The 12,603-nt window shown below is 40.1% G+C and carries 7 protein-coding genes; 4 read left to right on the plus strand and 3 right to left on the minus strand.

Going from position 1 to position 12,603, the window contains the following annotated elements; genetic code table 11:
- Positions 1-26 precede the first annotated feature (26 nt).
- The gene (locus tag RIB15_RS08250) at positions 27-1,307 is read right to left on the minus strand and encodes an anthranilate synthase component I family protein (protein WP_350201670.1); all 1,281 of its coding nucleotides are present in this window, start codon (positions 1,305-1,307) and stop codon (positions 27-29) included.
- Between the two features lie 68 nt (positions 1,308-1,375).
- Between RIB15_RS08250 and RIB15_RS08255 the strand changes: the two genes are divergently transcribed.
- Entirely contained in the window at positions 1,376-2,401 is a 1,026-nt protein-coding gene (locus RIB15_RS08255) for a quinone-dependent dihydroorotate dehydrogenase (protein ID WP_350201671.1), read from the plus strand.
- A gap of 7 nt (positions 2,402-2,408) precedes the next feature.
- Here RIB15_RS08255 and porW read toward each other — a convergent pair whose 3' ends face one another.
- The gene (porW, locus tag RIB15_RS08260; protein ID WP_350201672.1) at positions 2,409-5,150 is read right to left on the minus strand and encodes a type IX secretion system periplasmic lipoprotein PorW/SprE; all 2,742 of its coding nucleotides are present in this window, start codon (positions 5,148-5,150) and stop codon (positions 2,409-2,411) included.
- Between the two features lie 23 nt (positions 5,151-5,173).
- Positions 5,174-6,607: a pyruvate kinase gene (gene pyk / locus RIB15_RS08265; RefSeq protein ID WP_350201673.1), complete on the minus strand. Its 1,434-nt coding sequence runs from the start codon at positions 6,605-6,607 to the stop codon at positions 5,174-5,176.
- Positions 6,608-6,762: 155 nt separating this feature from the next.
- On the opposite strand from pyk, the gene RIB15_RS08270 reads away from it, so the two are divergent.
- From RIB15_RS08270 to RIB15_RS08280, 3 genes are all read left to right on the plus strand, one after another.
- Positions 6,763-8,193: a GWxTD domain-containing protein gene (locus RIB15_RS08270; RefSeq protein WP_350201674.1), complete on the plus strand. Its 1,431-nt coding sequence runs from the start codon at positions 6,763-6,765 to the stop codon at positions 8,191-8,193.
- Positions 8,194-8,319: 126 nt separating this feature from the next.
- Positions 8,320-11,250: a TonB-dependent receptor domain-containing protein gene (locus RIB15_RS08275; RefSeq protein WP_350201675.1), complete on the plus strand. Its 2,931-nt coding sequence runs from the start codon at positions 8,320-8,322 to the stop codon at positions 11,248-11,250.
- Between the two features lie 20 nt (positions 11,251-11,270).
- Positions 11,271-12,569 (plus strand): RagB/SusD family nutrient uptake outer membrane protein, encoded by a 1,299-nt coding sequence (locus tag RIB15_RS08280; protein WP_350201676.1) that lies wholly within the window; start codon positions 11,271-11,273, stop codon positions 12,567-12,569.
- The last annotated feature ends 34 nt before the right edge of the window (positions 12,570-12,603 follow it).

A 12,603-nucleotide genomic window follows, 5' to 3' on the forward strand; every position in this document is an offset into this window, starting at 1 on the left:
TGTTTATAACCCACAATCAACGGTCTTCATTCAGCTTGCTGTAAATTCTCAAAAATATTTGTAATTGCTTTGGCCTTCACCATTGTCTCTTCCCATTCTGCTACTGGATCTGAGTCGCTGGTTATAGCCCCGCCTACCGGATAAACCAATTTATTACCTTCTGAAATCGCAGTTCTTATGATCACATTAAAATCGAAATCACCATTGGGTTTTATATACCCAAGCGCACCTGAATAAATACCACGCTTGTAATTCTCATACTTTTCGATGGCTTTCATAGTGGAAATTTTAGGAGCTCCGGTCATAGAACCCATCGGGAAACAAGCTCTGATTATTTCGATGCTATCAGTGCTTTCGGATACGGTACACTCCACCGTTGATACCATTTGATGAACCGTCTCAAAGCTCTGTATTTCAAACAAGTTGGATACCTTTACGCTTCTTTTTACAGCTACACGGCTTAAGTCATTTCTCACCAAATCGACAATCATCAGGTTCTCGGCTCTCTCTTTTTCTGATTCCCTTAATTTTTCGATATCCAAAATTGTCTCACTTTTATTCTGGCGGGAAGCTGTTCCTTTTATGGGTTGAGACCATACCTGATTTTCAGATCTGGCTAAGAACCGCTCTGGTGATGAACAACAAATGGCTATGTTTCCAACACATGCATATCCGCCAAATGGAACCGGGCCAACCGATTTCATGGCTTCATATAAATCCCAGCTATCCCCTTCTAAAGTAAACTCTAAAGGGTGTGATAAGTTTATTTCGTAATACTCTCCCTCATAGATATCCTGCTTGGCCTGCTCAACCTTTTGGATATAATCGGCTTCTGAAATCTGATTCACAGGCTTTATGGAAAATTCTAAAGCCGGGCTATCTTTTTCAAACATACCAGGGGCTTTCCCTTTTACCAGTTTAACATCACCTTCAGAATCTATTTCCAGCAAAACCTCCGGAATCATAAAATAAAGGTCAGGAGCATTTACCAGTTCTCTGTTTTTTGAGTAGAGATCCTCCGAATGATTTTTGAGGTCATATCCCAGATAGCCAAACAACCATTCATGATGTTCATTTCTGAACCGGCTTAAAAAATCCCAGGCGTTACCTTCGTATTGCCGGATGGAATTACCGTCCGATATCTCGATCTTTTGTTGCCATGCTTTTATCCATGCCTTTGGTTTGAGGGCAAGGTAACTTTTCGTACTAGCAGGATGCTCAGGCATTTGCGATTCAAGTAAAATGAGATCACCATCTGCACGTGATTGCCTAATTAGTTGCGATATGTATTGCTTTGATTTTTTCATATAAAACAGGCGATCGAGTATAAGGCTTCTTTCACTCTTTTTGAACGTTTTTTCGTATCATTGACCCGATGATTTATAAAAAGCTTCTCAAACCTCTTTTATTTAAAACAGATGCAGAAAAAGCTCACGAATGGGCTCTTTCTATGGCGTCTAAAACCAATAATTCGCCTTTGCTGCAGACACTGGCATCAAGCATTTACAATGAACCCCGTATAGGGTTAGAACAGGAGTTATTTGGCCTTACGTTTCCAAACCCTATTGGACTTGCTGCAGGATTTGACAAAAATGGCACCACACCTAAAGCCATGCAAGCCCTGGGTTTTGGTTTTGTAGAGGTGGGAAGCATCACTGCAAAACCCTCTGAAGGAAACCCAAGGCCGAGAGCTTTTCGCATTCCTCGGGACCATTCCCTGATTAACCGCATGGGACTGAATAATGAGGGCACAGATGTCATTACCAACAGACTCTCATCCTTAGATTTAGAAATCCCATTGGGAGTAAATATTGCCAAAACTAATGATGCTTCTATACATGGTGACGCTGCACTTCGCGACTATTTATACAGCTATGAAAAGGCTCAATCCGTTGCTGATTATATAACTATCAATATCTCATGTCCCAATACCGGTGAGGGCAAAACCTTTGAAGATCCGTCAGCCTTAAGAGATTTATTGGCAATCCTTCAGCCAGGCAATGAAGAACGAAAACCCTCTTTAGTTAAATTCACGGTAGATATCGACAGAAAAAACCTTGAAAACCTCGTCCGGATTTGTGAAGACTTCGGTGTTGCTGGATATGTAGCAACAAACACATCTTCGGTGCGTGATGACTTAAAGACCGAACAAGCTGTATTAAATAAGATTGGAAATGGGGGACTCAGTGGCCGGGCCATTCAGCAAAGAAGTACAGAGGTTGTAAAATGGCTGGCTGAAATCACAGAGAGAAAGAAACCTGTAATCGGTGTTGGGGGCATTGACAGTGCCCAAGCAGCAGTCGACAAAATAAAGGCAGGTGCTTCCTTGATTCAGATATATACTGGATTGGTTTACGAAGGTCCCGGGTTGTTAAATAAGATCAAGAAAAGCCTGGCATAAAGATCGCTTAATTCTGAACCGGAAATGTAATCTCACATTCTACCGAAACAGCCTGACCTTCATTCAGAACCGGCTCAAAATTTAATCCTGACTCCATAGTTTGTTCGAAGGCAGATTTAACCTCTGAGGGAACTTCGGTAGTCTTAAGAACGAACTCATCAATAATGCCGCGCTGGTTAACTCTGAATAAATAGGTTATTTCTTCTATTTCGGGATTTTCAGGGACATTTACCTTATCCAGGAACGCCTGCATTCCTCCCCTGATATTCAGTTTTGCATCAATACTTTGACAACTTATATACCCCTCCTTAGTCTGACCAGCTTCAGCAACAGGTTTTGGTTGTTCTGCGGGCTGCACTTCTTTTACCTCTGCAGTCGGCAAAGCAAGCTCTTTCTTTAGCTTATTGACCTTCCCTGTAAGATCAGATTCTTTGAAAATCACTAAAAAGGTGTCGACGGCAGCTCGTGCACTATCCCACATTAAGCCTTCGTATGGAAAAGACTCTGAAAAATCTGGCTTGGTAAGAGTTGAATCTATAAGTACCTGCAGACTCCGGCTTTTTTCGTCAGTTATTGTTGAGTCTTCCAATGCATCTCTTGCCGAGTCTTTGACAGCCTCAAGATTCTGCACTTTTTGAGACCAGATTTCATTCTTATTTACCCACTCCGAAATTTTAGTCTGGTATTCCGGATTACCCTTTCCTGCCGACATATAATATTGAATAGCCTCATAAAGTGCTTTTGGAGCAATACGGTGGGTCGTATTTTGAAATGACAACAACTCTAAATGACGTGCTTTCTCAGCTTGATCTAAAGAATCTTGAGCAATGATTTCATTATATGTTTCAAATGGATTGCTGGTTTTTTCCTTTTCTCCAATTGTTAATGGGATGTCAAACTTAACTGATACTCTTCGCGCATATTCTGTTTGAGGATACTCTTCAATTAGACGTCGAGCATAATACCTTGCTTCTTCTTCATTCTCTTGAATCGTGTACAATTCCGAAAGTGAATACAAAGAAACCGTATTAATATTTTCTTTTGATGGATTCTCTATAGCTTTCTGGAAATAATAGGTGGCACTATCAGGCATATTAAGTGATAGAAAAAACAAATTGCCTAACTGATACTCATATGATGCAATAAGTTTTTGCACAGAATCTTGCTCCTGAGGGGTAAAGGGAACAGCACTTAAATCAATCTTTACAGTTACTTGTTCATTTCCTGATGTTGCGTCCGAGCCCGCCACAGATTTTGACGCATCATTGGATATAGCTGAATAGTCAATCATGCTTTCCACCCTCCAGTTATCCGTCAGCGGTCGGTCTCCCCATATCGCATAAAATTGTTGCCGCACGTTCTCTTGCACCACTGGATTATTAGAATTCAGAAATCCATTACTCATGTTACTGGTAGCATTTGATTCTTCATCATCCCTGTTAACTGTTACAAGTTGGTTCTGCTGTTGTTCTTGTTCCTCTTTCAACCTTTCCAGTTCAGCAATTTTTTTCTGTCTCAGCTCAACAAGTGCAGAATCAAAAGCTTCAGGCGAAAGACGGCCAAGTTTAAGGAGACTGTCCTGGAGAGCTATTTGAGATTTAAACCGGGCATAGTTTCCAAAAGACTCAGCAAGTTCTTTGGCTTGAAAGTCTTCAGGTAACTTCTCGGCAGGTACATTTTTTTGGGCAGCAGAGTCATAGTAAGCAGCAGCTTTTTCAAAATCATCGTAAGCAAAACGATGTATCTCTGCCAGTCCGTAGTAAGCTCGTGCTGCTACATCAGGTGCTGGCTGGCGCAGATTATTATGAAGTACATTATTATATAGTTTTACTGCCCGCTTATAATTTTGGCGTTCGTGTTCTGTTCTGGCTAATTCGAAATCGAGCTCAGCCTTATATTCGAGATTCTTGTCATCCCGCACCATGTCATCAAAGATTTGATAGGCCACTTCATTTCTTCCGAGATTACGAGCTACCTCTGCTTTTTTTCTCTGAGAAAGATACTGAATGCGATATTCTACATAATGATTCTGAACTTTATTATATGCATCAAATGCAGCTTCCGTGTTACCCAAACGTTCATAAATCTGACCTAGTAGAAAATAACCCCGCTCCCTGTAATCTTTTTTTTCCAGGTTAGGAAGCGCCTCAGAAAGTACATTAGCAGCAACCTGCCAATTTTCAACCTTAACATAATGCTGTGCCAACAGGGCTTTTACTTCCGCCCGGTAGCCTTCATTCCATTCTCCCTCTAATAAAGTAAGCTGTTCGGATAGAAATGCTATTCCCTGATTATATAACTCCATATCAAGTAAAACCCGGCCCTGCCACAATATGGACTTCTGCTGCATGTCTGGATTCTGAGTAGTAACAAAAAGCTCCTTAAACTTTTGATCTGCAGAAAAATATTCCTGTCTGAAATAATAAGACTTACCAATTAAACCAATGGCATCATCCACCCATTTTGTTTCTTCATATCGCCGAAGTACATCAGCTCCTTTTTGAATAGCTTTATCGAAATCCTGTGCTCCTGCATTTACAGGCTTGGGATGGATTCTAATTGGCTGTAGCGGGTTATATTCTCGTTGCTGGCCAAGATTTTTTTGCAAGCCAGACTGATAACTTTTTTGCGCATTATAATAGGTATTATAATAGGCATTGAAGTTTTTCCATTTTGATTGAAATGAGGTTTTACAACCTGTCATAATAATCAATAAGAAAATACCAAAAAGAAGTCTGCGCATTTTCATAACGTCTGCTTTAACACACTACCTTATTCAATCGTACTTACTTTAATCATATTGGTTCGCCCTCGCTTGGCAATAGGCATTCCCGTTGCCACAATGACTCTGTCACCACTTTTTACCATGCCATTGTCATGAAGGTAATTCTCCATCATTCGAACACTTTTATCGGTATCAAAAAGCTCATCCAGTCTTACCGAATATACGCCCCAAACCAAATTCAACTGCCGGCGCACTTTTTGACTTTCCGTGAAAGCAACAATGGGCACTTTCGGACGGAATTTAGCAATTCGCCGGGCTGTATTTCCTGAGTGTGTAATCGTGCTGATCGCTTTCGCCTCCACGTTATCAGCAATGGTAACGCAGGAATAGGCTAAAGATTCTATCACTTGTTTTTCTTTCCACTCCGGTTTTCTATACCCAAGGCTGTTATAAATTTGAGGACGTTTTTCTTCAACTGAACGGCAAATTCTATCCATTACATTTACTGCTTCCATAGGGTACTTACCAGCAGCTGTTTCTCCGGAAAGCATTACGGCGTCGGTGCCATCCAGAACGGCATTGGCCACATCCGAACTCTCAGCCCGGGTTGGTCGCGGATTATTGATCATAGAATCCAGCATTTGCGTAGCCGTGATAACCGGTTTACCAGCCATCCGGCATTTCTCGATAATCATTTTTTGCACGATAGGTACCTGCTCGGTTGGAATCTCAATCCCCAAATCTCCCCGAGCTACCATAATACCATCTGCTTCTTCAATAATTTCATCTATAACATCAAGAGCTTCTGGTTTTTCAATTTTTGCAATGATTGCTGCCTGACTTCCGGCAGCCCTCACTCTGGAAATGATATCCCGGACATCTTTAGCTGACCTTACAAAAGACAATGCAATCAGATCCACATCTTGTTTAATACCAAACTCGAGATCTTTTAAGTCTTTTTCGGTCAGAGATGGAATTGAAATTCGCACATTGGGAAGATTGACCCCTTTCCGGGATTTCAGCACTCCGCCAATCACTACTTTCGCTTGTAAGGAATCAGGCTTTTTTTCTGTAACCTTAAATTCAAGCAAACCATCATCGAGTAAAATTGAGTTTCCTACTTCCGCTTCATGTAACAGGTTTTTATAATCAATGGGAATAACTGAGCTGTCTCCTAGTACATCTTCACCCGTAATTTTTACGGTAGAGCCCGTTTCTAATTTCACGCCTCCGTCTTTCATCTGTCCTACTCTGATTTTCGGACCTTGCAAGTCCATCAAAACAGGTACACTATATTCATATTTCTTTGCTGTTTTCCTGATATACTTAATCACCTTTGCGTGATCTTCGTGAGAACCATGAGAGAAGTTTACACGGGCTACATTCATGCCATGTAATAAAAGTTCTTCAATCTTGTTTTGTGTATTACAGCTGGGGCCAATTGTGCATACAATTTTTGTTCGGCGCCTTGCAGATATCATATAGAGTGTTTATTTAATGTGAGCAAGAGATTATTAACATAGATAAGATAGGTGAAATGTTACAATCATTGTGAAATGATTTATAAAGTTTTTAGTTAATAAAAAGCAGCTTACTTTCGTCACATATACATTAAGTCAATCAAACTTTTATTTTTATGAAGTTTCACTTTTCTCCGGCCTGTATTTTATTATCTATTCTTATAGTTACACTGGCAGGTTGCTCAAACAATTATGTTGATAAGATTGACCGTGGTGCCGGGTATCAATATCAACCAGGATTTCCTGAATTAAGGCTTGCCGCTACAGGTCAAATAACAGAAAATAATGTTTCTACAGTAATTGTTAATGGAGATATCGTATATGGAAGTTTAGTTTATGAGCAAGAAAATGATACCCTTCAGGCCAGAATACTAATTGAAATAGCTGTTCAAAGAAAAACTGATGAACAAATGGTTGTGGAGGATCAAATTTCCTTCTCCGAAACGATTCGTGCGGAAGATCAAAACATCATCAACAGTCAGGATGTATTTCGTTTTGAAAAGGTCTTTGATGTACCTCCCGGGTCTTATACAATACGAACAGTTGTTACTGATCAGGTTTCAGGTAAGCAAACTTCCAGAACACAGGAAACTTCCATTCCGGACCCGACTGAAAATGTCTCTCACATTACCGACATCAGAATCCTTACCAAGAATACAAACTCCTCTGTATCAGATTTCAATCAGGCTACAACCTATGACATTCAGTCAAGTAATGATTCTCTGAAATTCACCTTCCAGGTAACAAATAATAATCCCAACAAACCTTTAAATATAGAATCAAGACTCATCAGATTTCGCTCTGATACTTCTATTGCACGACCAATGAACTACAATGATTACTCAGCATCCAACATTGCATATATTGGTATCGATTATGATGAGTTTGAGGTCATACAGTCCTCGACCCGTACTCTTACCCAACCTGGCAGTGTTGTAATTGAGTTTATTTTTGAGGATTTACAAAGAGGAAATTACCGGCTTGAGGTCACTTCTAAACTTGGAGAAGAAGACGAATTATATAAGGCAAGAGATTTTAGCATTAAAAGTCCCAATTACCCCACTCTGCAAACAGCAAAAGAGTTTGCCCGGCCATTATACTATTTAATGAGCGAGAGTGAGTACGAAAAACTAATGGCCATTGAAAATGCTCAGGAATTAAAAAAAGCTATTGATCGATTTTGGTTATCCAATGTCCAGAATTCGAATAAAGCCAAGAATGTCATCTCTCTATATTATGAACGTGTAGAAGAAGCCAATAAGATGTTCTCCAATTTTAAGGAAGGCTGGAAGACCGATCCGGGAATGATATACATATTATTTGGGCCTCCATGGTATAACGAACAATTTTCCGGGCAAATGCTTTGGTCTTATTCATATAATAGAAACGATCCTGAAAAGAACTTTTTGTTCAATCAAACACGATTAAATTCTAAGTTTTTCCCATTTAATAATTTTCTTCTCGAACGTACTGCCCAGTATTATAATATTCAGTCTCAACAAGTTAACAGATGGCTTTCCGGCTCTATCCTCAACTACAACCTTTAGCCCTCCTTTCCCAGCTACCTCTTGTTAATTTTTTTTTGTAATACAAGATAATTCTACTGATATTAAAAAATCATTCTTTTCCTAATAAGAATGATTACAATTTAATAATAATTAATTGAGGCTACTATGTTAAAAAAGCTACAACTAGCCCTCTTTGCGTCTTTACTCAGTGCGAGTTTATATGCGCAATCAGGGACAATTACTGGTATGGTAACTGATGCAGGTACATCAGAGCCACTTATCGGTGTGAACGTTATATTACAAGGCACCACCTATGGTGATGCTACAGATTTAGACGGAATCTATGAGATTTCAGGAGTACCGGCAGGTACTTACACTCTTAGAGCCAATTTCATTGGTTTCAAACCTTTTGAAACTCAAGTTGAAGTTGGATCTGGAACTGTAAACTTAGACATCGAATTAAATGAAGATGTTCTTGGACTCGAAGATTTAGTTGTGACAGGGATTGCCTCTCGATCATCTAAGGCTATTTCTGAAGTTGCAATTTCCAGAGTCGATGCTGCTGAACTTACAGCCGACAAAGCATACAATTCTGTATCACAATTATTAACTGCTAAAGTTGCCGGTGTTTCTGTACAGCCTGCTTCTGGTACAGTTGGTGGTGGTATTCGTTTTGTAGTTCGCTCTGGTGGTGGACTAAACGGACAGGGACAGCCTGTTATTTATGTTGATGGTGTAAGAATTGATAATGTTCAGACTGGTTTTGGTGCTGGTGGACAGAATTACGGTACACTATCTGACCTTAACCCTGAAAACATTGAATCTATTGACTTCCTTAAAGGTCCGGCTGCTGCTGCTCTTTATGGTACCTCTGGTTCAAATGGTGTTGTACTTATTACAACAAAAACAGGCCAAACCGCGTCAGCTGGTAGTTCTGTAAGCGTTAACTATAAAGGAAGCATTGGTGTTAACAGCCTTGCTAACGAATATGACGATGACGTTTTCATTAGTGCTGAGGATGCAAACGATGCATTCAGAGACGGACAAGTGCAATCTCATAACGTAAGTGTTAGCGGTGGTAACGAATTTGTTCGGTACTTCACTTCTTTCGGAACACGTAATGAAGAAGGTACTTTACCACAGAATGCTCAGGAAAGACAATCAGTACAAGCTAACTTTGATGCTTTCCCATCTGACAAAGTTACTTTTTCTGTAAACACCAGCTATGCTCTTAATACCGTTAACATTCCTCAGAATGATAACAACGTAACGGGTTGGTTAGGAAATACACTACTTTTCCCAACCTCCTATGGTTTTACTGATAGTTTAGCTATTGCAAATGTTGAGAATGAGTCTAAGACCAACCGTTTTATTGGTTCTTTCCAGTTTAACTACCGTCCTATTGATGGGTTAAACATCAACCTTGCTGCAGGTATTGACGATTCTGATTTGAGAGCATTCACTTATCAGTCTCCTGAATACGCTTACTCAGGTATTGGCTTCCAAGGTTCAAAAAACATTTTCAACCGCCAAAATCAGCAGGTAACTCTTGATGCTAATGCTTCTTATGCATTTGACATTACAGATGATATTTCTTCTAACACTGTGATTGGTACTCAGCTGTTTAATAGAAAATTTAGAACTTCACAACTTGGACGTCAGAACTTTGCTACAAGTTTGGTCCGGGATATCCAGTCAGCTTCTCAGATTAACGTTACTTCTGAAGGTTTTGGACACGTTCGTTCTGCTGGTATTTTCGCACAGGAAGAAATTAACTATCAACAAACTTACTTCTTAACGATTGGTGGACGTCAGGACTTTGCTTCTGCCTTTGGTACTGATACACCAAACATTTTCTACCCTAAAGCCAGTGCTGCTGTTCGAATCGATAAATTAGGAATCCTTCCTGACGCTATCGACTTCCTTAAGGTGCGTGCTGCTTACGGTGAAACTGGTCAGTTACCAGGAAACAATGATGGTATCCGCCTGATCTGGGGTGCTACTCCTTCAGGATTTGGTACCGGTGGAGTGCCTGCGAGCATTGGTAACCCATCCATTAAGCCTGAAAGAGTTAAAGAGCTTGAATTAGGATTTGAAGCTTCAATATTTGAAAATTACGGTATTGACTTCACATACTATATTCAAAACGCTGAGAACTCTATTATTGGATTGTTAAATAGTCCTTCAACTGGTCTTGTTGCTTCTTCTTCACCATTCAACATTGGTGCACTTGAAGGAAGCGGAATTGAAGTGGCTATTAATGCAACTCCAATCCTTTCCAGAGATTATCAATTAGATATTTCTGCTATTCTGTCTTACTCTGAAAACGAAGTAACTGATATCGGTGATGCACAGCCAATTCGTGACGGATTTGACTTGAATACAATTCAGCCAGGTCTTCCAAGAAGTGCTTTCTACACATTTGAAGTTCAGGGAGCAAACTTTGATAACAACGGATTCTATACGGGTCCTGATGTAGCATTTACTGAAGAAAACCGTGTAGCTCTAGGAACTCCATATCCTGAGTACCAAGGTTCTTTCTCTGTAGATTTCAGATTCCTGAAAAACTTCAACGTATTCGCCCTTGTTGAGTATCAACTAGGACTTTCTGTTTTCAACAACACATTGCTCTTTGCAAACAGTTTTGGAAATGGCGCAGAATATGAAACACTTCAAGGTCTTCTGGCAGGAACTCCTGGTGTTGGTTCTTCTTATTACAACACCAATGCAAATCCTGATGACGATATCACAGCTTTAACTCCCGGATCACAAGAGTATATTGATGCAGCTAACCGATATGCTGAATTAACTACTGGCGCTGATTATGGGTATGTTGAAGAAGCTGATTTTGTGAGACTTCGTGAAGTAAGTGTTCGTTACGACTTTACTGATGTACTTAACTCTGCAAACTTAACTCAGTATGTTAAAAATGCGAGTATTTCAGTTTCAGGTTCTAACCTGTGGCTATCATCTAAGTACAGCGGTAATGATCCTGAAGTTAACTTTGCTGGTGCAAGAAGCAACTCACGAGGACAAGACTTCTTAACACTTCCACAACCAAGAAGTGTATTTGCCACTCTTAACATCGGATTTTAATCTAATTGGATAATATTATTATGAAATACTCAATAAAACTTTTAACACTCCTCCTGGTCTCAGTCTTTACTGCAGTTTCTTGTAGCGACTGGGTTGGAGAAACAGACGACCCGATTGATGAAATCGTGGACGATGCACTGAACAATGAAGAGCAGGTCCCATTCCTTGAGACTGGTGTTCTTGCGAACTTTGCTCAAACACATGATAACCTCTCCGTAACCGTTGATGGTTTATCAGATCTTCTTCAGTTTGACCCTGAAGGTAACTCTTTAGCAACATTCCCTACTTACCAAGAACTGGATCAGGGTGATATCACCTTTGATAACAACTCTGTTGACGGGGTTTACGCTAACCTTAATGAGACCCGTTTTCTCGCCGATGATTTAATTCGTCGAATCGATCAAATTGGTAATTTTGAGGATGCAGCAGTACGTGATCAAGCGTTGTTTACTGCTAACTGGGTAGGAGGCATTTCCAGATACTGGTTAGGTTCTTACTTTGGTTTAGTACCAACAACTAAAGGAGCTCCTATTGATAACTCCGACATTATTCCACGTGCTGAGCTATATACTCAGGCAATTGCGAAATACGATGAAGCACTGAATTATGCTAGCGCAGCTCAGGCTAAAATCGTTAACTCTCTCAAAGCTGAGCTCTATATTGCCCAGAATAATTATTCTGCTGCTGCTGATGCAATTGCAGACGGTGCACTTGTAAGTGGCGACGCACCTCTTCAGTCTCTTCACAGCCTTGAATCAACTAACGCTTGGTACAATGCTGCTGGACCAGGTCGTACTCAGTTAAACGTAGATCCACGATTCCCGGACTATATTTCTGACGTACCTGAAGAAGCTAACAGAATCGAAATCACAGGGTTTGATGAAGACTTTTCTGGACAAGTAATTACATATTACTATGTTAATTACGAGCTAGATAGTCCTATTGATGTTGTTACCTGGCAAGAAGTTGCTTTAATGAAAGCAGAAATTCTTCTTGATAACCCAGCTGCTGATGTTGGAGACCCAGGTGCTACACCATTAAGTCTTATCAATGCTGTACGTGCCAGCCACAACATTCCAGATTATGTTGGAACTGTTGATATGGATGTAATCATGGAAGAAAGAGAGAAAGAATTGTTCGCTACTGGCGATCGTCTACTCGACCAGTTAAGAACTGGTTCTTTTCACCTGCAAGGTGGTTCTCTTTATTCAGTGCCAAGTTCTCCGGTTACTGGTAACTCTTACCTGATTGTAGCTAATCCTTGGGAGCATTTACCAATTACTTCCAGAGAAAGAAATAACAATCCTAACTTTAACTAATTAAAGCTTAGTTAATAACAATTTATTAGGGTTT

The organism is Gracilimonas sp., assembly GCF_040218225.1.
In the GTDB taxonomy this organism is placed as follows: Bacteria; Bacteroidota; Rhodothermia; order Balneolales; family Balneolaceae; genus Gracilimonas.